Annotated in this window: 20 protein-coding genes; 13 read left to right on the top strand and 7 right to left on the bottom strand. The window is 72.3% G+C overall.

The window, feature by feature from the left end:
- Positions 1-35: 35 nt before the first annotated feature.
- Complete coding sequence (locus ACZ592_RS20285; RefSeq protein ID WP_471582949.1) at positions 36-986, top strand: RNA polymerase sigma factor SigF; 951 nt, start codon at positions 36-38, stop codon at positions 984-986.
- Between the two features lie 247 nt (positions 987-1,233).
- On the opposite strand, the gene hutI is transcribed toward ACZ592_RS20285, so the two are convergent.
- The 4 genes from hutI to hutU form a co-directional block, all read right to left on the bottom strand.
- Positions 1,234-2,406, bottom strand: a complete 1,173-nt coding sequence (gene hutI, locus ACZ592_RS20280) for an imidazolonepropionase (RefSeq protein WP_471582948.1) — start codon at positions 2,404-2,406, stop codon at positions 1,234-1,236.
- A 98-nt stretch (positions 2,407-2,504) separates the two neighbouring features.
- Positions 2,505-3,863: a formimidoylglutamate deiminase gene (locus ACZ592_RS20275; protein WP_471582947.1), complete on the bottom strand. Its 1,359-nt coding sequence runs from the start codon at positions 3,861-3,863 to the stop codon at positions 2,505-2,507.
- A complete protein-coding gene (locus ACZ592_RS20270; RefSeq protein ID WP_471583017.1) occupies positions 3,860-5,059 on the bottom strand; it encodes an allantoate amidohydrolase in 1,200 nt (399 codons plus the stop codon). Before ACZ592_RS20270 ends, ACZ592_RS20275 begins: the two co-directional genes overlap by 4 nt.
- Positions 5,060-5,121: 62 nt before the next feature.
- Positions 5,122-6,786 carry a urocanate hydratase gene (gene hutU, locus ACZ592_RS20265; protein ID WP_471582946.1) on the bottom strand — a complete coding sequence of 555 codons (1,665 nt, stop codon included), beginning with the start codon at positions 6,784-6,786 and terminating at the stop codon, positions 5,122-5,124.
- Positions 6,787-6,946: 160 nt separating this feature from the next.
- Between hutU and ACZ592_RS20260 the strand changes: the two genes are divergently transcribed.
- From ACZ592_RS20260 to ACZ592_RS20235, 6 genes are all read left to right on the top strand, one after another.
- Positions 6,947-8,395 (top strand): type III PLP-dependent enzyme domain-containing protein, encoded by a 1,449-nt coding sequence (locus tag ACZ592_RS20260; RefSeq protein ID WP_471582945.1) that lies wholly within the window; start codon positions 6,947-6,949, stop codon positions 8,393-8,395.
- A 109-nt stretch (positions 8,396-8,504) separates the two neighbouring features.
- Entirely contained in the window at positions 8,505-9,875 is a 1,371-nt protein-coding gene (locus tag ACZ592_RS20255) for an APC family permease (protein WP_471582944.1), read from the top strand.
- Positions 9,876-10,161: 286 nt separating this feature from the next.
- On the top strand, positions 10,162-10,602 hold the full coding sequence (locus tag ACZ592_RS20250; RefSeq protein ID WP_471582943.1) for a hypothetical protein: 441 nt from the start codon (positions 10,162-10,164) through the stop codon (positions 10,600-10,602).
- Positions 10,599-11,378, top strand: coding sequence for a transcriptional regulator (locus tag ACZ592_RS20245; RefSeq protein ID WP_471582942.1), 780 nt, complete (start codon positions 10,599-10,601; stop codon positions 11,376-11,378). Before ACZ592_RS20250 ends, ACZ592_RS20245 begins: the two co-directional genes overlap by 4 nt.
- An 82-nt stretch (positions 11,379-11,460) precedes the next feature.
- Positions 11,461-11,853, top strand: a complete 393-nt coding sequence (locus ACZ592_RS20240) for a roadblock/LC7 domain-containing protein (protein WP_471582941.1) — start codon at positions 11,461-11,463, stop codon at positions 11,851-11,853.
- Positions 11,854-11,937: 84 nt separating this feature from the next.
- Positions 11,938-12,312 carry a hypothetical protein gene (locus ACZ592_RS20235; protein WP_471582940.1) on the top strand — a complete coding sequence of 125 codons (375 nt, stop codon included), beginning with the start codon at positions 11,938-11,940 and terminating at the stop codon, positions 12,310-12,312.
- Positions 12,313-12,367: 55 nt separating this feature from the next.
- On the opposite strand, the gene ACZ592_RS20230 is transcribed toward ACZ592_RS20235, so the two are convergent.
- Together ACZ592_RS20230 and ACZ592_RS20225 are read right to left on the bottom strand one after the other, a co-directional pair.
- The gene (locus tag ACZ592_RS20230; protein WP_471582939.1) at positions 12,368-13,201 is read right to left on the bottom strand and encodes a MurR/RpiR family transcriptional regulator; all 834 of its coding nucleotides are present in this window, start codon (positions 13,199-13,201) and stop codon (positions 12,368-12,370) included.
- Complete coding sequence (locus ACZ592_RS20225) at positions 13,198-14,757, bottom strand: aromatic amino acid ammonia-lyase (RefSeq protein ID WP_471582938.1); 1,560 nt, start codon at positions 14,755-14,757, stop codon at positions 13,198-13,200. The genes ACZ592_RS20230 and ACZ592_RS20225 overlap by 4 nt, the downstream gene beginning before the upstream one ends.
- A gap of 131 nt (positions 14,758-14,888) precedes the next feature.
- Between ACZ592_RS20225 and ACZ592_RS20220 the strand changes: the two genes are divergently transcribed.
- The 6 genes from ACZ592_RS20220 to ACZ592_RS20195 all read left to right on the top strand — a co-directional run bounded on the left by ACZ592_RS20220 (position 14,889) and on the right by ACZ592_RS20195 (position 20,246).
- Positions 14,889-16,040, top strand: coding sequence for an ABC transporter ATP-binding protein (locus ACZ592_RS20220; RefSeq protein WP_471582937.1), 1,152 nt, complete (start codon positions 14,889-14,891; stop codon positions 16,038-16,040).
- Complete coding sequence (locus ACZ592_RS20215; protein WP_471582936.1) at positions 16,037-16,684, top strand: ABC transporter permease; 648 nt, start codon at positions 16,037-16,039, stop codon at positions 16,682-16,684. The genes ACZ592_RS20220 and ACZ592_RS20215 overlap by 4 nt, the downstream gene beginning before the upstream one ends.
- Before the next feature lies 1 nt (position 16,685).
- Positions 16,686-17,357, top strand: a complete 672-nt coding sequence (locus tag ACZ592_RS20210; protein WP_471582935.1) for an ABC transporter permease — start codon at positions 16,686-16,688, stop codon at positions 17,355-17,357.
- 11 nt (positions 17,358-17,368) lie between these two features.
- Entirely contained in the window at positions 17,369-18,310 is a 942-nt protein-coding gene (locus ACZ592_RS20205) for an ABC transporter substrate-binding protein (protein WP_471582934.1), read from the top strand.
- A gap of 77 nt (positions 18,311-18,387) precedes the next feature.
- Complete coding sequence (locus ACZ592_RS20200; RefSeq protein ID WP_471582933.1) at positions 18,388-19,815, top strand: purine-cytosine permease family protein; 1,428 nt, start codon at positions 18,388-18,390, stop codon at positions 19,813-19,815.
- 11 nt (positions 19,816-19,826) lie between these two features.
- A complete protein-coding gene (locus ACZ592_RS20195) occupies positions 19,827-20,246 on the top strand; it encodes a hypothetical protein (RefSeq protein WP_471582932.1) in 420 nt (139 codons plus the stop codon).
- Positions 20,247-20,291: 45 nt separating this feature from the next.
- Here ACZ592_RS20195 and ACZ592_RS20190 read toward each other — a convergent pair whose 3' ends face one another.
- A complete protein-coding gene (locus tag ACZ592_RS20190) occupies positions 20,292-21,053 on the bottom strand; it encodes an SDR family oxidoreductase (RefSeq protein ID WP_471582931.1) in 762 nt (253 codons plus the stop codon).
- Between the last annotated feature and the right edge of the window lie 3 nt (positions 21,054-21,056).

Genomic DNA, 21,056 nt, shown 5'->3' with positions numbered 1-21,056 from the left:
CACGTATTGGCATCGGCAGCCATATGCCGAGAACGATGGAGGACACCATGTCACCCCGGCTCGACGAATCGCATACTGACCAGGCGTCGTCGACACTCCCGCCGCACCACTCCGCACCAGCGATCCCGGGTCCCGCGACCGAGCCCCTGCCGGCTCAGGGCGCCCAGGAAGGTCCCCACGGCCTCTCCGACCTGCCCGAGATCCCGCCGTACGACGAGGTGGGGCCGCTGGACGCGAGGGCCCTGTCCAAGACCCTCTTCGAGCGCCTGGAATCGCTCGAGGAAGGCACGCACGAATACGCGTACGTCCGCAACACCCTGGTCGAACTGAACCTTGCCCTGGTGAAGTTCGCGGCCTCCCGGTTCCGCTCGCGCAGCGAGCCGATGGAGGACATCATCCAGGTCGGCACGATCGGCCTCATCAAGGCGATCGACCGCTTCGAACTCAGCCGCGGCGTCGAGTTCCCCACCTTCGCGATGCCGACGATCGTCGGTGAGATCAAGCGCTTCTTCCGCGACACCAGCTGGTCGGTGCGGGTCCCGCGCCGCCTGCAGGAGCTCCGACTGGACCTCGCCAAGGCGGGCGACGAGCTCGCCCAGCAGTTCGATCGCGCCCCCACGGTGGGCGAGCTCGCCGAGCGCCTGGGCATCTCCAACGACGAGGTCGTCGAGGGAATGGCCGCCTCCAACGCCTACACGGCGAGCTCGCTGGACGCACAGCCCGAGGAGGACGACTCCGAAGGCGCGCTCGCGGACCGCATCGGCTACGAGGACCACGGTCTCGAGGGCATCGAGTTCGTGGAGTCGCTGAAGCCGCTGATCGCCGAACTGCCGCCGCGCGACCGGAAGATCCTCTCCCTGCGCTTCGTCGCCAACATGACGCAGTCGGAGATCGGCGAGGAGCTCGGCATCTCGCAGATGCACGTCTCCCGGCTGCTGTCGCGCACGCTCGTCAAGCTGCGCAAGGGGCTGACGGTCGAGGAGTAGGCGTTCGCACTGCGCTGTACCTGACCGGCCGCCACGGTCCGAACGGCCGGTGAACGCGGTGAACGTGCTTGTGGGGCCCGCCTGTTGAAGGCGGGCCCCACAGTCATTGCCTGCCCGCCCCCCGCGCCCCTACACCCCTATGGCCCCCTCGGCGCTGCACCTTCGCGTCGAGCGCCGCCGCGACCGCGGCCTCCGCGCGCGGATGACGCCCCGCGGTCCGGGCGGCCGCGGCAGGACGGGTGGGGCCTCAGCGCCGGCGAACCCCCCGCCGCCACACCTCCGCCACCAACGGCACCCCCGGCCGGTACGCCAGGTGGACGTGGCTCGGGGCGTCGAGGAGGGCCAGGTCGGCTCGGGCGCCCACCGCGATGCGGCCGATGTCCGTGCGGCGCAGGGCCGCCGCGCCGCCCGCCGTCGCCGACCAGATCGCCTCGTCGGGGGTCATCCCCATGTCCCGTACCGCCAGGGCGATGCAGAACGGGACGGAGGACGTGAAGGACGAGCCGGGGTTGCAGTCCGTGGAGAGGGCCACCGTGGCGCCCGCGTCCAGGAGACGGCGCGCGTCGGGCCACTGGGCGCGCGTGGAGAACTCCGCGCCCGGCAGGAGCGTCGCGACCGTGTCGCCCTGCGCGAGGGCGTCGACGTCCGCGTCCGTGAGGTGCGTGCAGTGGTCCGCCGATGCCGCGTCCAGCTCCACGGCGAGCTGCACGCCGGGACCGTACGAGAGCTGGTTCGCGTGGATGCGGGGGTGCAGGCCCTTCGCCTTGCCCGCCGTCAGGATCGCGCGGGCCTGGTCGCCGTCGAACGCGCCCTTCTCACAGAAGACGTCGATCCAGCGGGCGTGGGGCGCGCAGGCCTCCAGCATCTCGCCGGTGACGAGTTCGACGTACGCCGCCGGGTCCTCCGCGTAGTCCGGGGAGACGATGTGGGCGCCGAGGAAGGTGACCTCCTCGGTGTGGCGGGCCGCGATGCGCAGCGCGCGGGCCTCGTCGTGGGTGTTCAGGCCGTAGCCCGACTTCGTCTCGAACGTCGTCGTGCCCTGGCGGAGCGCCTCCGCCAGGTAGTGCGTGACGTTCGCCTCCAGCTCCGCGTCGCTCGCCGCCCTGGTCGCCGCGACCGTCGTGCGGATGCCGCCCGCCGAGTACGCGCGGCCCGACATCCGGGCGTTGAACTCCTGGGTGCGATCGCCCGCGAAGACGAGGTGGGAGTGGGAGTCCACGAAGCCGGGGATCGCGGCGCGGCCCGCCGCGTCGTGCGTGGTGTCGGCGGCGGGGGCCTTGGCGGCGGGGCCCACCCAGGCGACGGTCTCTCCTTCGAGGACGACGGCGGCGTCCGTCAGGAGGCCCAGGGGGCCTCCCTCGCCCTGTTCCGGGTCGTTGGTGACGAGGCCGGCGATGTTCGTGATGAGGGTGGTGGGCATGGGGTCCTCCGCGGGTGGGTGGGGGCGGGCGGTCATCACCGGCATCGCCGAGTTCGTCCGGGGCCTGGGGGCGGAGCCCCGGCGGGGTGGGGGACGCGTCAGTCCCGTAGCGCCGCGATCGTCTCCGAAAGCGCCGACGCCACGTCGGGGACCATCGTGTGGACGCCGTCGCGTACGACGTGGCGGCCCGCGGTCACCGTGTGGCGGACGTCCGCGGACGTCGCCGCGAACAGCACCGCCTCCGCGGCGAGGCGCGGTACCGGGCCCGCCGTGCGGACCGAGTCCAGGGCGATCGTGGTGAGGTCGGCCAGCGCGCCCGTCTCGATCGTGCCCGCCTCGGGCCAGCCCAGCGCCGCGTGGCCGTCGGCCGTCGCCGCCCGCAGCAGCGCCGCGGCCGTCCAGTGGCCCCGGGTGTGCGAGCGGAGCCGTTCGTCGAGCTCCATCGCCCGCGCCTCTTCGAGCATGTCGATCACCGCGTGGCTGTCGCTGCCCAGGCAGAGCGGGCTGCCGGCGCGCTGGAGGCGGACCGCGGGGCCGATGCCGTCCGCCAGGTCCCGCTCGGTCGTCGGGCACATGCAGGTGCCCGACGTGGTGCCGCCGAGCAACGCGATGTCCTCGTCCGTGAGGTGGGTGTTGTGGACGCCCGTGGTGCGCGGGCCGAGGACGCCGTGGTCGGCGAGGAGCTGCGTGGGGGTGCGGCCGTGCACCGCCAGGCACGCGTCGTTCTCGGCCGGCTGCTCGGAGAGGTGGACGTGCAGGGGTGCCCGGCGGGCCGAGGCCCACTCGGCCACCACGCCCAACTGCGGTGCGGGGACGGCCCGTACGGAGTGGACGGCCGCGCCGATCCGGACGTGGTCCCGCCCCTTCAGGAGCGACACCCGCTCCGCCCACGCCTCCGTCGTGCCGTCGGAGAAGCGCTGCTGGTGGCGGGTGGGCGGCTTGCCGCGTTCCGCGTCGAGCAGGCCCGACGCGACGTACGCCGTGTCGAGCAGGGTGAGGCGGACGCCCGCGTCGGACGCGGCCTGGATGAGGGCCTCGCCCATGGCGTTGGGGTCGGCGTACGGGGTGCCGCCGGGGCCGTGGTGGAGGTAGTGGAACTCGCCCACCGTCGTGATGCCGGCCAGCGCCATCTCCGCGTACACCGCCCGCGCGAGCGCGTGGTACGTGTCGGGGGTGAGGCGGTCCGCCACCGAGTACATGACCTCGCGCCACGTCCAGAACGTGCCGGAGCCGACCTGGACGGTGCCTCGCACCGCGCGGTGGAAGGCGTGCGAGTGGGCGTTCGCGAAGCCGGGGACCGTGAGGCCGCGCAGCACCGTCGCGCCGGGCGGCGGCGCGTCGACGCCCTCGCGGACCGCCGTGATGCGGTCGCCCGTCACGTCCACGGCCACGCCCGGCTCGACGTGGGTGTCGAGCCAGGCGTGTTCCAGCCAGTAGGTCCGCGTGTCCGTCGTCACTTGCAGGCCAGCCCTTCCAGTACGTCGGCGAGTGCGGTCACCCCGGCCAGGCAGTCGTCCTCCGCCGCGTGCTCGGCCGGGGAGTGCGAGACACCCGTGGGGTTGCGCACGAACAGCATGGCGGTGGGGATGGAGCCGGACAAAATACCCGCGTCGTGTCCGGCGCCCGTGCCGAGGACGGGGAGCGCGCGCTCGCCGCCGCCCAGGATCGCGCCCAGCTCGTCGCGGAGCGCGTGTCCGAACTCGATGACGGGCGTGAAGGACTCCCGTACGACGTCGAGGTCGATGCCGTGCCGCTCCGCGTAGGCGCGGGCCGCCTTCTCGATGCCGGTGACCACCGTGTCCAGGGACGCCTGGTCGGGTGCGCGCGAGTCGAGCCAGCCGCGGACCAGCGAAGGGATGGCGTTGACGCCGTTCGGCTCGACGGAGATCTTGCCGAACGTGGCGAGCGCGCCCGCGAGTTCGGCCTCGCGGCGGGCGGCGAGGACCGTCTCCGCGTACGTCAGCATCGGGTCGCGGCGGTCCACGAGGCGGGTGGTGCCCGCGTGGTTGGCCTCGCCGCGGAAGTCGAAGCGCCAGCGGCCGTGCGGCCAGATGGCGCTGGCGATGCCGACGGCGTCGCCCGACAGGTCGAGGGCGCGGCCCTGCTCGACGTGCAGCTCCACGAACGCGCCGATGCGGGCGAGGCGTTCGGGGTCGGGGCCGATGCCGTACGGGTCGTAGCCCGCCGCCTCCATGGCCTGGGGCAGCGTCACGCCGTCGCCGTCGCGCAGCTTGTGCGCGGCCTCGATGGTGAGCTGTCCCGCGGTGAGCCGGGAGCCTACGCAGGCCAGGCCGAAGCGGGCGCCCTCCTCGTCGCCGAAGTTGACCAGCGCCAGGGGGCGGGTGAACTCGGCGCCCCTGGAGCGGAGTTCGTCGAGCGCGGCGAAGGAGGAGACGACGCCGAGGGGGCCGTCGAAGGCGCCGCCGTCGGGGACGGAGTCCAGGTGCGAGCCGGTGACGACGGCGTCCCCGGCCGCGGGGTCGCCGAGCCAGGCCCACTGGTTGCCGTTGCGGTCCAGTTCGTAGGTGAGGCCGCGGCTCTCCGCCTGGGCCTTGAACCAGGCGCGGCAGTCCGCGTCGGCGCGGGTCCAGGCGTAGCGCCGGTAGCCGCGGGAGTCCTTGTCCCTGCCGATGGGCTCCAGGTCCCGCCACATCTCCAGGAAGGAGGGGGGCGTGGACGACGGGGAGGGGGGCGTGGACGGGGAGGCCGGACTGCTCACGCCTCGCCACCTTCGCGCATCGGCACCCGTACGCCCTTCTCGGCCGCCACCGACTCCGCGATGTCGTAGCCCGCGTCGACGTGCCGGATGACACCCATGCCCGGGTCGTTGGTGAGGACGCGGCGGATCTTCTCGCCGGCCAGCGGCGTGCCGTCGGCGACCGAGACCTGGCCCGCGTGGATCGAGCGGCCCATGCCGACGCCGCCGCCGTGGTGGATGGAGACCCAGGAGGCGCCGGATGCGACGTTCACCATGGCGTTCAGGAGCGGCCAGTCGGCGATCGCGTCGGAGCCGTCGAGCATGGCCTCCGTCTCGCGGTACGGGGAGGCCACCGAGCCGCAGTCGAGGTGGTCGCGGCCGATGGCGAGGGGGGCGGCGAGGGTGCCGTTGCCGACCATGTCGTTGAACATGTCGCCCGCCTTGTCGCGCTCGCCCTGGCCCAGCCAGCAGATGCGGGCCGGCAGACCCTGGAAGTGGACGCGCTCGCCGGCCATCTTGATCCAGCGGTGCAGCGACTCGTTCTCCGGGAAGAGCTCCAGGAGCGCCTTGTCGGTCTTGTGGATGTCGGAGGCCTCGCCCGAGAGCGCCGCCCAGCGGAAGGGGCCCTTGCCCTCGCAGAAGAGCGGGCGGATGTAGGCGGGGACGAAGCCGGGGAAGGCGAACGCCCGCTCGTACCCGGCGAGCTGGGCCTCGCCGCGGATCGAGTTGCCGTAGTCGAAGACCTCGGCGCCCGCGTCCATGAAGCCGACCATGGCCTCGACGTGCCGGGCCATGGACTCGCGGGCGCGGGTGGTGAAGCCCGCCGGGTCCTTGGCGGCGTACGACTGCATGTCGTCGAAGTCGACGCCGGTGGGCAGGTACGCGAGCGGGTCGTGGGCCGAGGTCTGGTCGGTGACGATGTCGATCGGGGCGCCCTCGGCGAGCATCTGCGGCAGCAGGTCCGCCGCGTTGCCGAGCAGGCCGATGGAGAGCGGACGGCGTGCGTCGCGCGCCTCGACGGCGAGCTGCATCGCGTGCTGCAGCGAGTCGGCCTTCACGTCCAGGTACTTGTGCTCGATGCGGCGCTCGATCGCGCGCGGGTCGACGTCGATACAGATCGCGACGCCGTCGTTCATCGTGACCGCGAGGGGCTGGGCGCCGCCCATGCCGCCGAGCCCGGCGGTGAGGGCGATCGTGCCGGCCAGCGTGCCGTTGAACTTCTTGGCGGCGACGGCGGCGAACGTCTCGTAGGTGCCCTGGAGGATGCCCTGCGTGCCGATGTAGATCCACGAACCGGCCGTCATCTGGCCGTACATGGTGAGGCCGAGCTGCTCCAGGCGGCGGAACTCCTCCCAGTTCGCCCAGTCGCCGACGAGGTTGGAGTTGGCGATCAGGACGCGCGGGGCCCACTCGTGGGTCTGCATGACGCCGACGGGACGGCCGGACTGGACGAGCATCGTCTCGTCCTGCTTGAGGGTCTTGAGCGTGCGCACCATGGCGTCGAAGGAGCGCCAGTCGCGGGCCGCCTTGCCGGTGCCGCCGTAGACGACGAGCTTGTCGGGGTGCTCGGCGACCTCGGGGTCGAGGTTGTTCTGCAGCATGCGCAGGGCGGCTTCCTGCTGCCATCCCAGGGCGCTCAGTTCCGTACCGCGCGGTGCCCGTACGGGGCGGGGTCCTGACATGGCGGTGCCTCCTCGCGTGAAGCTGCTGTGAGCCTGTTCGACGTCGTTCTCGATGTGACGTTGTTATTCACATCCTGATGTTCTGAATAGGCCTAGTCAATAGCGAACGAATGCACGAGTACGCCAGCGGGGCAGGGCCCCGGATGATTGGCTGGATCACATGGGCCACGACGACGACACCGACCAGACGCAGGACCTCCGCACGGACGCCGACCCCACGGCCGACCCCACAACCGACCCCACAGCCGTCCTGGGCACCGTCCCGGCGGGCCCTCAGGGATCCGACGTGGCGACCCGCCGCGACCAGGCCGTCCGCGCCGCCGTCGACCAGGGCGTCGTCGGCCCCTCGGCCCCCGTCGCGGGCCTGCTCGACATCGCCGGCATCCGCGCGAGCGCCGCCGCCCTGCACGCCGCCTTCGAGGCCGTCGTCCCGTCCGGTACCCCCGTCCTGCACGCCTTCGCGGTGAAGGCGACCCCGCTCGTCCCCGTCCTGCGGCTGCTGCGCTCCGCGGGCATCGGCGCCGAGGTGGCGAGCCCCGGCGAGCTGGCGCTCGCGCGGGCCGCCGGGATCCCGCCCGCCGAGACGGTCCTCGACTCGCCCGCCAAGACCCCGGCCGAGCTGCGCGAGGCCCTGGCGCTCGGCATCGCCGTGAACGCGGACAACCCCGAGGAGCTGGCCCGCGTCGACGCGATGACCCAGTCGGCCCCGAGCGGCTCCCCCATCGGCATCCGCGTGAACCCGCAGATCGGCGGCGGCGCGATCGGCGCCCTGTCGACGGCGACGGCCACCTCCAAGTTCGGGGTGCCGCTGCGCGACGAGGGCGCCAGGGAGTGGGTCGTCAGGGCCTTCCTCGACCGGCCGTGGCTGACCCGCCTGCACGCCCACTCCGGATCGCAGGGCATGCCCCTGGAGATGATGGTGCGAGGCGTCGCGGCGACGTACGAACTCGCCGAGGAGATCAACGAACGCGCCGGGCGCCACCAGGTCGACACCATCGACATCGGCGGCGGCCTGCCCGTCAACTTCGGCTCCGACGAGGAGAGTCCGACCCACGCGCAGTACGCGCGCCGCCTCAAGGCACGGGTGCCGGGTCTGCTGGACGGGCGGTACGGCCTGGTCACCGAGTTCGGCCGCTCGCTGCTCGCCCGGCACGGCACGATCCTGGCGCGCGTGGAGTACGCGAAGCGGGCGGGCGGCAGGCCCATCGCCGTGACGCACGCGGGTGTGCAGGTGGCGACCAGGACCGTGTACGCGCCCGCGTCGTGGCCGCTGCGGATCTGCGCGTACGACGCGAAGGGCCGCACCAAGAGCGGCCCCGCCGTCGGCCAGGACATCGCGGGCCCCGCCTGCTTCGCGGGTGACCTGCTCGCCGAGAACCGCCCGCTGCCGATGCTCGAACAGGGCGACTACGTAGGGGCGTTGGACACCGGCGCCTACTACTTCGCCCAGCACTACTCGTACAACAGCCTTGCCAGGCCCGGCATCCACGGCTTCGCCGCGCACGGCGACACGGTGCGCTTCGCGGTGGTGCGCGAGCCGCAGACGCTCGACGAGATCGTGGCGGAGGCGGGCGGCGGCGCGGAGCGCGACGCGCTGCGGCACCTCTGAGCCGGGCCGGGCCGCGTACGGGCATGCTCTGAGGTTCCTCAACTCGCGCATAGTGACCTGGATCACGGGCAGACCCCACTCTCCAGGCCCGTTCCCGGGGGAGGCTCCTGTGACGACATCGGACACGCCCACCGCACCACCACCGGCCGAAGAACCCGCGCTGCACCGCGCCATCGGCCCCAAGCTGCTGATCCTCTTCGTGATCGGCGACATTCTCGGCACCGGCATCTACGCCACCACCGGCAAGGTCGCGGGAAAGGTCGGCGGCGCGCTGTGGCTGCCGTTCGCGATCGGCTTCGTGGTGGCCATCCTGACCGCGGCGTCGTACGTGGAACTCGTCGGCAAGTACCCGAAGGCCGCCGGCGCCGCGCTCTACACGCAGAAGGCGTTCAAGACGCCGTTCCTCACCTTCATCATCGCCTTCATGGTGATGTGCTCGGGGCTCTCGTCCGCGAGCGCGGCCGCCCGCGCCTTCAGCGGCGACTACCTGGGCGAGCTGACGGGTGACGCGCTGCCGCCCACCCTGATCGCGATCACCTTCATCGTGCTGCTCGCGGCGCTGAACATGCGGGGCGTCTCGGAGTCGGTGAAGACGAACGTGGTCCTCACCGTCGTCGAGCTGACCGGCCTGCTGATCATTCTCTCGATCGGCGCGTACGCGGTGCTGACCGGAGACGGCGAGCCCTCGCGGCTCACCGACTTCGAGGCGAACGGCACCGGCTACGCCCTGATGACCGGCGTGCTCGGCGCGACCGCGCTCGGCTTCTTCGCCTTCGTCGGCTTCGAGGACTCGGTCAACATGGCCGAGGAGACCAAGGACCCGGTGCGGACCTTCCCGCGGGCGATCTTCATCGGCGTCGCGGTGACCGGCACGATCTACGTCCTGGTCGCGCTGGTCTCGTCCCTCCTGGTCGACTACAAGACCCTTGAGGGATCCAGCGGACCCCTGCTCGAAGTGGTCAAGGCGGGCGGCGTCGACTTCCCGCACAAACTCTTCGCCCTGATCGCCCTGTTCGCGGTCACCAACTCGGCGCTGATCAACATCATGATGGCCTCGCGGCTCTGCTACGGCATGGCCAACGAGCGCATCCTGCCGCGCGCCATGGGCCGCGTCCTCTCCGAGCGGCGCACCCCGGTCGTCGGCATCGTCTTCGTCTCGGTGCTCGCCATCGGCCTGGTCTCCACCGGGGAGATCGAGGGGCTCGGCGACACCACGGCGTTCCTGCTGCTGTGCGTGTTCGCGGTGGTCAACGTGTCGGTCCTGGTGCTGCGCCGCGATCCCGTGGACCACCAGCACTTCCGGGCGCCGACGGTCCTTCCGGTGCTCGGCGCGGTCACCGCCCTGATCCTGGCGAGCCCGCTGGCCGACCGCCCGGCCGAGGTCTACATCCGGGCCGGGGTGCTCATCGCCATCGGGATCGGACTCTGGGCCGTGAACAAGGTGGTGCTCAAGGCGCGCGGCGAGGACCGCGAGGACTGACTCCCGCTCCGGCGCGCGCCGTCCCCACGGGCGACGGGCGCGCGCCGGGGCCGGCTGCCCCGCACGGGTGACGGCTCGATCGTCAGACCGGTGCATTCGGTCACGCTCAGACCGTCGCGGGGCAGGCTGCGCACCGATCCCGTCGGGCTCGGGCATGTTTCTCCGGAAAGCGCCCATCCCACCGAAAGCTTCACTTCCTCTGCGTACCTTCCTCACACCGGACGGCGGTGAGCCTCCGGTCGGGTGGTGGGGACCGCCCGGTGCAGCCCTGGGGAAGGGGAGCCGCGTGCCCGGTATCGACGAGTGTCTGCTCGAAGCGATGACACTGCCCGGCGCGCGCGGAGCCGCGATCGTCGACTGGACCAGCGGACTCTCGCTCGGTTCGGTCGGCGATTCCCCCAACGGCGATCACGAGGCGACCGCCGCAGAGACCGCGGAGGTGGCGCGGTCGGCGGCGGAGTACCGGGCGTTCGCGCCGCCGGAGGAGCCGGCGGATCCGTACGGGACCACCGGCGCCCGGGGCCCGGCACCCGCCCCGGACCGCAAGGGGCTCCCCGTCGAGGACCTCATGGTCACCACCCGGACCGGCTTCCATCTGATCCGGTTCCTGGAGACGACGTTCGACAGCAGCGTCTTCCTCTACCTCTGGCTCGACCGTGACCTCGGCAACCTCGCGCTCGCCCGCATCCGGCTGCGCGACCTCTCCGAGCGCCTGGTGCTCGTATGACCACCCCGCAGATCACCGCGCCCGCCACCTCCCCCATGCTGACGCGCCTGGCCGCCGAGCGGGCCACCGGCGCCTTCCTGCGCGACCAGGGCACCCTCTACCTCGTCGAGGGCCGCGTCGTGCACGCGGAGAGCCCCGCCGCCCCCGGCATCGACGTGCTCCTGACGGCGGGCGGGGCGCTGGCACCGCGGGGCTGGCAGGAAGCCCTCTCGTCGGCCGGGACGCGGCAGGCGGTGGGGCGGCACCTGATCGACAGCGGCCGGGTCACCGAGGGCGAGCTGGAGATGTGCCACCTCGGCGCCCTGTTCGACGCCGCGTTCTTCGTGCTCGGTCCCGCGAGCGGACCCACCCGGTTCCGCTACGGCGTCGCGCACTGGCTCGGCCGGGTGCGGCCGGTGGCGGCCTCGGCCCTGGAGCGGGAGACCCGGCGGCGCCGGGCGCTCCTCCACAGCATCTGGCCCTGCCAGGACCTCGACACGGCCCCCGTCGTGCCGCGCCCGCCCGCCCCCGGCCAGAGCGTCTCCGGGCGCCAGGACGCCCTGCTGCGGCTCGCCGACGGGGTCCGCACGCCCACCGCCATCGCCTGGACGCTCGGCCGCCCCACGTTCCACACCCTGATCGAGGTCAGACGGCTGGCCGCCGCCGGGCTCGTGGAGCCGCCCCGCATCCGGGACCCGACCCCGCGTCCGCTGCCCGCCGCCGTCCCGGACGACTGCCCCGAACCGGACATCGCCCTGCTGCGCCGGGTCCGCGACGCGCTGGAGGCCAGCCTGTGAAGTTCCGTGCCGTCCACCGGACCGGGCCCGCGTCCTCATGAAGTTCTTCGCGCTCCGGAAGCGCGCAGGGAGGAGAGAGCTGATGGCTGCCGAAGCCGACGTACTCGGTGAACTGAAGCGGCTGCGCACCAGGATTCCTCAGCTCAGGGGCGCCCTGACGGCCAGCGTCGACGGCCTCCTCCTCGCGCAGGACGCCACGGACGTGGAGGCGGAGGGCGTCTGCGCGCTCACCGCGGCGGCGCTCGGGGTGGCCCTGCGGCTGTCCGACGCGACGCACCAGGGCGGCTTCAGGGAACTCCTCATCCGCGGCGAAGGGGGCTACGTGGCCACCTACGCGGCCGGCTCCTCGGCCGTCCTGACGCTGCTCGCCGAGCCCCGCGTCAACGTGGGGCGGCTGCACCTGGAGGCCCGCCGTTCCAGCGTGCTCATCGGCGAACTGGTCGACGCCGCCGTCGAACGAGCGGAGGAAACCTGACCCATGTCCCCCACCCCGTCCTCGTCATCCTCAGCGTCCTCAGCACCTCGAACACCCGGCAGACGGAAAGGAAGTGCGAAGTTCATGGCCAACACGGAAACGGCACTCAAGGAAGCGACCACCTCGATCGAGGGAGTCATCGGCACGGCCCTCGTCGACTACACGAGCGGCATGGCCCTGGGCACGCTCGGCGGCGGAAAGGACCTTGACCTGTCCGTGGCCGCGGCCGGCAACACCGACGTGGTGCGCGCCAAGCTGCGCACGATGGAACTCCTGGGCCTCAAGGACGAGATCGAGGACATCCTGATCTCGCTCGGCAGCCAGTACCACCTCATCCGGCTGATCAAGGGCCGCAACAACAACGGGCTCTTCCTCTACCTGGCCCTCGACAAGGACCGCTCCAACCTGGCGATGGCCCGCCACCAGCTCAAGCGGATCGAGGAGATGCTGGACGTCTGAGCCCGGCCGGGCGGCGGCCGGGCCCCGGGGCGGTCCGGCCGCCCGACGAAGAGGGCTACTCGACGAAGAGCCCCCGCGCCGCCGCCCCCACGTCGAACTCCTCCAGGCGGGCCTGCGCGTCCGGCAGCCCGTCGCACATCGCCTCCAGGAGGACCCGGCCGAGCAGCATCGGCGCGCAGGCCGTGTCGAAGGCGAGGCCCGTGCCGACCGCGGCCGGCAGGAGCAGGTCGGAGTGGGCGGCCACCGGGGCGAACGCGGAGTCGGCGACGGTGACCACGGTCAGGCCCGCCGTGCGCGCGTGGGCCAGCGCGTCGACGACCTCGCGGGGGTGGCGGGGCAGTGCGAAGCAGAGCAGCGCGGAGGCGCCCGCACGGACCGCCGCGTCGATCCGGTCGGCCAGCATCGTGCCCCCCTCGTCGAGCAGGCGCACGTCGGGGTGGACCTTGGCCGCGAAGTACGCGAAGCCGTAGGCCTGGGAGGCGGCGGCGCGCAGGCCGAGCACGGGCAGCGGGCGGGAGGCGGCGAGGAGCTGCCCCGCGCGCTCGACCGGCGCCGGGTCGGCGAGGACCTCGGCGAGGTGGCGCAGGTTCTCGATCTCGGCCTCGACCGCCTGCTGGTACTCGTTGGCGGCGCTCTCGCCCGAGGTCTCCGCGGGTCCGACGTCCCGCAGGTGCTTGCGCAGCGCCGGGTAGCCGTCGAAGCCGAGGGCCACCGCGAAGCGGGTGACCGAGGGCTGGCTGACGCCGGCGAGTTCGGCCAGTTCCACGCTGGAGAGGAAGGGCGCGTCGGCGGCCCTGCGCACCATGCAGTGCGCGATGCGCCGCTGGGTGGGTGTGAGCCGGTGGCCCTCGAAGAGCACTTGCAGTCGCGCGGCAGGGCTGTCGCTCATGCCGTCCCCCTCAGAATGTCCGTGCCCGCGGTCGTCCCGGCGCCGAGCTCCGACCAGAGCCGGGTGAACCGGTCGAGCAGCCCGGCCGCCGCCGTCACATCATCCGTCAGCGGCCGGTCGGCGACCTCCTCCGGCAGGACGGAGTCGGCGAGTTCGAAGGCGCGGAAGAGCGGGGTGTCCGGGTCCAGCCGCAGATCTCGCTGCCTCAACGCCCTGATGGTGGCGACCAGTTCGCACCCCACCACCATGCGGTACGCCTCGCAGGCGCGCAGCGTCTGACGGGCCGCGAGCGAGGCGAAGCTGGCCTGTTCCTCGACACCTCGGGAGAGCACCGCGTGGCCGAGCGAGGCGGGCGCGGAGAAGGCCCGCAGGTCACCGAGGGCGGCTCCGGCCGCGTATTCGAGGATCATCACGCCCGACGAGGCCGCCTCGCCGTCCGCGAGGAAGGGGCGCAGACGGGTGAAGGCCGGTTCGTTCAGGGTGGAGAGACGTGAGGTGGACAGGCGGGCCGCCTGGGTCACCGCGAGCCTGAAGTGGTCGAGGGACAGGGCCAGTTGGGCGAGGTAGAAGCCGCCGTGGTGGTAGGCGGTCATGTCCTCGGGGGAGATCAGCGGGTTCTCCGCGGCGGCGTTGATCTCGACGGTGAGGACGTCCTCCAGGGCGTCCGCCGCATCGTGCGCGGGGCCGTGGATCTGCGGCACGCAGCGGAAGCCGTAGGGATCCTGGATGCGGCCGAGCGGCGGGGTGGGGCGGTCGGGGGCGCCGAGCAGGCGCCGCATGCGCTCGGCGACCGCGTACGAGCCGGGGTGGCGGCGCGCCTCGTGGACGGGCAGCGCGTACGCCTCGTAGGACCCGTCGACCGCCATCAGGGACAGGGCGGCGACCACCTGGGTGGCGCCGATCAGGCCGCGCAGTTCGTGCAGGGCGAGCGCGGCCTGTCCGAGGGTGAGGGCGTTGCTGCTGATCAGGGCGAGGGCGTCGTTGTTGTCGAGGGGCTGCGGCTCGGGGGGCGCGCCCGCGCCCCGCCAGGGGTGTTCGCCCGCGAGCGCGAGGCCCATCTGGGCGAGGGCGGCGATGTCGCCGGTGCCGACCGAGCCGAACTCGTTGACCGTGGGGTACGCGCCGGTCTCCAGGGCCCGGCACAGGGCGGTGACGACGCTGGGGCGCAGGCCCGCGCCGCCCGCCAGGAGCTGGTTGGCGCGGACCGCGAGCATGGCGCGGACCTGCCGGGCGGGCAGTTCGGCGCCGATGGCCCCGGCGTGCGAGCGCAGCAGCCGCAGGCCGTGGTCGGCGGCCGCCTCGGTGGGCACGTCCTCGTTCCGGTTGGCGCCGACGCCGGTGGAGCGGCCGTAGACGCGACCCCAGGCGGCGATCTCGCGGGCGGCGTTCCAGGACTCCTCGGCACGCTTCATGCCGTCGGTCGCGGGCACCGGCCGGGCGCCGGATTCGGCCAGGCGTACGACGTCTGCGACCATCAGTCCCCGGCCGTCGAGGACGACGACCGCTTCCCTGTCGCCGGCCGCCGTGTCCGCGATACGAGACGACTTCACGCGCATTCCCTCCTCAATCGGACGCCCTGTCTTGCTCAGCGGCCACTGATTGCCAGTGATCTGCGCCGGACCATTGACAAATTATTCAGACAGCGAGAACTCTGCATGACGATATACAGCCGGGCAAGGGACTCCACATGATCCAGTTCGATACGGTCCACAAACGCTTCCCGAACGGCACGACAGCGGTCCACGACCTCACGCTCGACATGCCGGAAGGCGGCGTGACCGTCCTCGTCGGATCTTCCGGTTGCGGCAAGACGACGACCCTCCGCATGATCAACCGGATGGTCGACCCGACCTCGGGCACCATCCGTGTCGGCGGCCGCGACGTCCTGGAACAGGACGCGGCCGACCTGCGCCGCTCCATCGGCTACGTCATCCAGCAGGCCGGCCTCTTCCCGCACCGCACGGTCCTCGACAACGTCGCCACCGTGCCGCTGCTGCTCGGCTGGGGCCGCAAGAAGGCCAGGTCCCGCGCGGCCGAACTCCTGGAGACCGTGGGTCTGGCCCCCGACGCGGGCAAGCGCTACCCGCACCAGCTCTCCGGCGGCCAGCAGCAGCGCGTCGGCGTGGCCCGCGCGCTCGCCGCCGACCCGCCGGTACTCCTCATGGACGAGCCGTTCGGTGCGGTCGACCCGGTCGTCCGCACCCAGCTCCAGGACGAACTGATCAGGCTCCAGCGGGAGTTGAGCAAGACCATCGTCTTCGTCACGCACGACATCGACGAAGCGGTACGGCTCGGCGACCGGATAGCCGTCTTCCGCACCGGCGGCCACCTCGTGCAGTGCGCCGAACCCGCCGAACTCCTCGCCCGCCCCGCCGACGACTTCGTCGCCGGCTTCCTGGGCGCCGAGCGCGGCCTGAAGCTGCTCTCCCTGACGACGCTGGCGGGTGTCCCGCAGGGCCCCGCCCCCGAGGGCGGCGCGTGGACGCTGCGGCTGGACCCGACGGGCGTGCCGGTGGCCTGGCGGCACAAGGACGGCGACGCGGCGGACGTCCCCGTACGCCCCCTGCGCGACACGGACTCGCTGCTCGCCGCGCTCGACGAGTCCCTGGCCGCCCCGACGGGCCTGGTGGCCCGCGTCGACGCGACGGGCCGCCTGACGGGTGTGACGTCACGGGAGGACATCCACGACACCGCCGGCGCGGCGCACGAGCGGGGCCGGTCGGTGTCGGACCGCGGGCCGGCGGGGGCCGATCGCGCGGTTCCCCCCGGCCCCGCCGAGGACGCCTCCCTCGACGACGTCGCCGCCACCGGCCCCGTCACCACGGAGCCCACCCCGTGACCGTCGACTGGTCGTGGATAGCCGACCACACCGACGACCTCACCAGCCTGACCCTCTCCCACCTCCAGGCCGCCCTCTCCGCCGTCCTCCTCGGCCTGCTGATCTCGCTGCCCCTGGCCGTCCTCGCCCACCGCGTCCGGCCGCTGCGCGGGCTCCTGCTCGGGCTCTCCAACGTCCTGTTCACCATTCCGTCCATCGCCGTCTTCGTCCTGCTCCTGCCGGTCAGCGGTCTCACCCGCACCACGACCGTCATCGGCCTGACGATCTACACGCTCGTCGTGCTCCTGCGGAACACCGTCGAAGGCCTGGACTCCGTCCCCGCGCGGACCAAGGAGGCGGCGAAGGCCATGGGCACCCGGCCCCTGCGCCAGCTGCTCACCGTCGAACTCCCCCTCGCCCTGCCGGTGATCATGGCGGGCGTACGGATCGCGACGGTCATGTCGATCTCCCTCGTCTCCGTGGCCACGTACATCGGCGACGGCGGTCTCGGACAGCTCTTCACGGACGGCTTCCAGCGCAACTTCCCCACCCCGGTGATCGTCGGCGTCGTCCTCACGCTGCTCCTCGCGCTCGTCGCGGACGCGCTGCTCGTCACCCTCCAGTACGTCCTGACGCCCTGGACCCGCCGCCGCAGGAGTGCCTGACATGTACGAACTCTTCAAGGACCTGGGCGCCTGGCTGGTCAGCGGCGAGCAGTGGACCGGCTCCGACGGCATCGGGCACCGCCTCGCCGAGCACCTGCAGTACTCGCTGCTCGCGACGCTCGTCGCGGCCGCCATCGCGCTGCCGCTCGGCCTGCTCATCGGGCACACCGGACGCGGCGCGTTCGTCGCCATCAACCTGTCGTCCTTCGGCCGGGCGCTGCCCACCGTCGGACTCGTCGTCCTGGTCTTCCTCGCCAGCGGCCTGTCGATGTGGCCCGTCTACATCGCGCTCGTCGCCCTCGCGGTCCCGGCCATCGTCACCAACACGTACGCGGGCATGACCGCCGTCGACCCCGAGGTGCGGGACGCGGCGCGCGGCCAGGGCATGCGGGGCCACCAGGTCCTGTTCCAGGTCGAGTTGCCGCTCGCGCTGCCGCTGATCATGACCGGTCTGCGGCTCGCGCTGATCCAGGTCGTCGCGACGGCCACCATCGCCGCGTACGTGTCCTTCGGCGGCCTCGGCCGGTACGTCTTCGACGGCCTCGCCCAGCGCGACCTGGTGCAGGTGCTCGGCGGTGCCGTGCTCGTCGCGGTCGTCGCCGTCGTCCTGGACCTCGCGCTCTCCGCGCTGCAGCGCGCCCTCTTCCGCCACCGCCCCGCCCCGCAGGCCTAGGAGCACCCCACATGAACCGCAGAACCCTCCTCGGCGGACTCCTCGCCACCGCGTCCGTCCCCGCACTCGCCGCCTGCAGCGGCGGCATCACCTCGCTGAACGGCGACGGGGGCGGCGGTGGCGGAGCCGGCTCCAGCAAGGACGGCGTGACCATCGGCACCGCCAACTTCACCGAGAACCAGGTCCTCGGCCACCTGTACGCCGCGGCCCTCGCGGCGGACGGCATCAAGACGAACGTCCGCCCGAACCTCGGCACCCGCGAGATCCTCATCCCCGCCCTCAAGGGCGGCGACATCGACCTCCTCCCCGAGTACCAGGGCGCCCTCCTGCACTACCTCGACCCCAAGGCGAAGGCCACCGAGGAGGGCGAGATGCAGAACGCCCTCGCCATGCGCCTGCCGCGCGGCCTGCAGATCCTGCCCTACGGGCGGGCCGAGGACTCCGACGCGTTCGTCGTCACGCGCGACACCGCGAAGGAGTACGGCCTCAAGTCCCTCGCGGACCTGGCCAAGCACAACGGCAAGCTGGTCATCGGCGCCGCCCCCGAGGTGAAGAAGCGCACGGTGGGCGCGGTCGGCCTGCGGGACGTGTACGGCGTCGAGTTCAGGGAGTTCAAGTCCCTGGACTCCTCGGGGCCGTTGGTGAAGGGCGCCCTGAAGAAGGGCGACGTCGACGTCGCGAACCTCTTCACCACCGACACCGACATCGCCGCCGAGCACTGGGTGGTCCTCACCGACCCCAAGAACCTCATCCCCGGCCAGCACGTCGTGCCGCTCGTCGCCGACCGCAAGGCCGACTCGGCGGTGCGCAAGGCACTCGCGCGCCTGGGCGCCCTGCTGACCACCGAGGACCTCACCGAGCTCAACCGCCTGGTGGACAAGGACAAGAAGGACCCGGAGGACGTGGCGCAGGACTGGGCGGAACGGCACGGGCTGGTCGAGAAGTCCGCGTAGCACGAGGCGCAAGGCACAAGACACACGGCACACGGCACACGGCAAGAGGGCAACGGACAAGAGGGGGTTCGATCGGCATGGCAGCTGAAGACCTGGTGGAGCGGCGCTCCATCGACGTCGTCCCCGACGACGAACGGCACGGCACCGCGTTCAGCCAGTTCACGCTCTGGCTGGGCGCCAATCTGCAGATCACCGCGGTCGTCACCGGCGCCCTCGCCGTCGTCTTCGGCGGCGACGTGGTGTGGTCCCTCGCCGGGCTCGTCCTCGGCAATCTGCTCGGCGGTGCGGTGATGGCCCTGCACTCGGCGCAGGGCCCGAAGCTCGGCCTGCCCCAGATGATCCAGTCCCGCGCCCAGTTCGGCGTGAAGGGCGCGGTCGTGCCGCTGCTGCTCGTCGTGCTCATGTACGTCGGGTTCTTCGCGAGCGGCAGCGTCCTTGCCGGGCAGGCCACCGCGGAGCTCACGCACACCGACGACACCACGGGCATCGTGCTGTTCGCCCTGGTCACGGCGGTCATGGCGGCGGTCGGCTACCGCGTCATCCATGTGCTGGGGCGGGTGGCGAGCGTGATCTGCGCGCTCGCCTTCGTCTACCTCGGCATCCGCCTGCTGGACCGCGTGGACCTCTCGGCGCTGCTCTCCGACGCTCACTTCGACCTGCCGATGTTCCTCCTGGCGGTCTCCCTCTCGGCGTCCTGGCAGCTCGCCTTCGGCCCCTACGTCGCCGACTACTCGCGCTACCTGCCGCGCACGACCTCGCCGAAGGCGACCTTCTGGTGGACGCTGTCGGGCTCGGCGCTCGGCTCGCAGTGGTCGATGACGTTCGGTGTCCTGGTGGCGGCGAGCGCGGGTGACGCCTTCCTCGCCAACCAGGTCGGCTACGTCGTCGGCCTCGGCGGCACCGGCCTGATCGCCTCCTTCCTCTACTTCGTGATCGCGCTCGGCAAGCTGACCATCAACGTGCTCAACACCTACGGCGGCTTCATGTCGATGGTCACGAGCATCAGCGGCTTCCGCGGCCAGAAGGTCCTCGGGCCGCGCGGGCGGGCCGCGTACATCGCCGTGATCATGGTGGCGGGCACGACGGTCGCACTGCTCGGCAAGGACAGCTTCCTGTCGTCCTTCAAGGACTTCCTGCTGTTCCTGCTGACCTTCTTCACGCCCTGGTCGGCCATCAACCTGGTCGACTACTACCTGATCTCCCGCGAGCGGTACGACATCCCCGCCCTGTTCGATCCCCACGGCCGCTACGGCGCCTGGCGCCGGGACGCCCTGGTGGTCTACGGCGTGGGTCTGCTCGCGCAGCTGCCGTTCCTCGCCACGCACTTCTACACGGGCCCGCTGGTCGATCCGCTGGGCGGCGCCGACATCTCCTGGATCGTGGGGCTCGTGGTGCCCGCGGTGCTGTACTGGGCGCTGGCCAGGCGGAACCCGCCCGCCCCTGGGGCCTGGCCCCGGACGGAAAGGGGGGTTAGCCCCACCGTCACGGAGGCGCCCGCACCGTAACGTAACCGGGTATGGAAGCCCGTGACGCCGAACTCAAGAAGGAACTCGACGCCACTCTGCACGCCCGCAGAGAACTCGGCGAAGAGTACGACTCCGCCCTGGTCGACTCGTTCCTCGGCAAGATCGAGCAGCGCCTGGACGGCACGATCGACCGCCGCATGCGCCGTCATCTCGCCGAGCAGCAGATGGTCGTCGCCCGCGGCGCCCGCTCCCCCGGCAGCTCCGTCGACTCCTGGGGCGAGCGCTTCGGGTTCGGCGTGGTCTCGCTGGTCCTCGCGATCCCGCTCTCCGCGATCGCCGTGGTCAACGCCGGCCTGACCGGACTCTTCGTGTCCTGGGCCGGCATCTTCGGGGTGAACGCGGTGCACTCGCTGCGCGGGTTCGACTTCGGCCGGCGCCGCAAGGACCGCGTCTCGGAGTGGGACGACTGATCCCGTCCCCCGCTCCCCCCGTGCCTCGTCCCTCGTCCCCGCGGCTCACGCCTGGCGCGTGGGCAGCACGATCAGCTGACGCAGGTTGACGTGGCGCGGACGGCTCGTCGCGTACGCGATGAGGTCGGCGATGTCCTGCGAGGCCAGCGACCCGACGGCGCCGAACATGCCCTCCAGCTGCCCGCTCAGCTCCGCGTTGTCGACGTGCCCGCGCAGCTCGGTGTCCGTGAAGCCCGGCTCGACGTTGGTGACGCGCACCTCGCGCGGGCCGAGCTCGGTGCGCAGGCACTCCGACAGGTAGGTCAGCGCGGCCTTCGTCGCCCCGTACACCGCGTAGTTGGTGAACGGGATGTGCGCGCCGATCGAGGAGATGTTGACCAGGTCCGCCGTGCCGCCCTCGGCGGCCGCCGCGATCAGGTCCGGCGTGAAGGCCCCGATGATCCGCAGCGCGCCCGCCACGTTCGTGTCCAGCATGCGCTGCCACTCGTCGACGCGGTACTCGGTGACCGGGTTCGGCAGCATCACGCCCGCCGAGTTCACGATCAGGTCGACCCGTCCGTACGCCTCGTGAACCCGCCCGACGGCGGCGTCCACGGAGGCCTGGTCGGTGATGTCGGCGGTGACGGCGAGCGCCGTGCCGCCGTCCGCCCCGATCTTGGCGGCCAGCTCGTCGAGCCGTTCCGTGCGCCGGGCGAGCAGGACGACCCGCGCGCCCTGGGCGGCGAGCAGCTGGGCCGTGGCCTCGCCGATGCCGCTCGCGGCCCCGGTGACGACGGCGGTGCGGCCCTGCAGCGTCTCGTACGACATGTG

The sequence above is a fragment of the Streptomyces sp. NPDC040622 genome, from assembly GCF_055593965.1.
This window is presented reverse-complemented; position numbering and strand designations above follow the sequence as displayed.

Bases quoted from the DNA above. Each gene is read 5' to 3' on its own strand.
- ACZ592_RS20200 (WP_471582933.1), top strand. From the start codon at position 18,388: ATGGCAGCTGAAGACCTGGTGGAGCGGCGCTCCATCGACGTCGTCCCC.
- ACZ592_RS20220 (WP_471582937.1), top strand. From the start codon at position 14,889: ATGATCCAGTTCGATACGGTCCACAAACGCTTCCCGAACGGCACGACA.
- ACZ592_RS20240 (WP_471582941.1), top strand. From the start codon at position 11,461: ATGGCTGCCGAAGCCGACGTACTCGGTGAACTGAAGCGGCTGCGCACC.
- ACZ592_RS20245 (WP_471582942.1), top strand. From the start codon at position 10,599: ATGACCACCCCGCAGATCACCGCGCCCGCCACCTCCCCCATGCTGACG.
- ACZ592_RS20195 (WP_471582932.1), top strand. From the start codon at position 19,827: ATGGAAGCCCGTGACGCCGAACTCAAGAAGGAACTCGACGCCACTCTG.
- hutU (WP_471582946.1), bottom strand. From the start codon at position 6,786: ATGTCAGGACCCCGCCCCGTACGGGCACCGCGCGGTACGGAACTGAGC.
- ACZ592_RS20210 (WP_471582935.1), top strand. From the start codon at position 16,686: ATGTACGAACTCTTCAAGGACCTGGGCGCCTGGCTGGTCAGCGGCGAG.
- ACZ592_RS20225 (WP_471582938.1), bottom strand. From the start codon at position 14,757: ATGCGCGTGAAGTCGTCTCGTATCGCGGACACGGCGGCCGGCGACAGG.
- ACZ592_RS20190 (WP_471582931.1), bottom strand. From the start codon at position 21,053: ATGTCGTACGAGACGCTGCAGGGCCGCACCGCCGTCGTCACCGGGGCC.
- hutI (WP_471582948.1), bottom strand. From the start codon at position 2,406: ATGCCCACCACCCTCATCACGAACATCGCCGGCCTCGTCACCAACGAC.
- ACZ592_RS20270 (WP_471583017.1), bottom strand. From the start codon at position 5,059: ATGTGGCGGGACCTGGAGCCCATCGGCAGGGACAAGGACTCCCGCGGC.
- ACZ592_RS20285 (WP_471582949.1), top strand. From the start codon at position 36: ATGGAGGACACCATGTCACCCCGGCTCGACGAATCGCATACTGACCAG.
- ACZ592_RS20260 (WP_471582945.1), top strand. From the start codon at position 6,947: ATGGGCCACGACGACGACACCGACCAGACGCAGGACCTCCGCACGGAC.
- ACZ592_RS20205 (WP_471582934.1), top strand. From the start codon at position 17,369: ATGAACCGCAGAACCCTCCTCGGCGGACTCCTCGCCACCGCGTCCGTC.
- ACZ592_RS20235 (WP_471582940.1), top strand. From the start codon at position 11,938: ATGGCCAACACGGAAACGGCACTCAAGGAAGCGACCACCTCGATCGAG.
- ACZ592_RS20230 (WP_471582939.1), bottom strand. From the start codon at position 13,201: ATGAGCGACAGCCCTGCCGCGCGACTGCAAGTGCTCTTCGAGGGCCAC.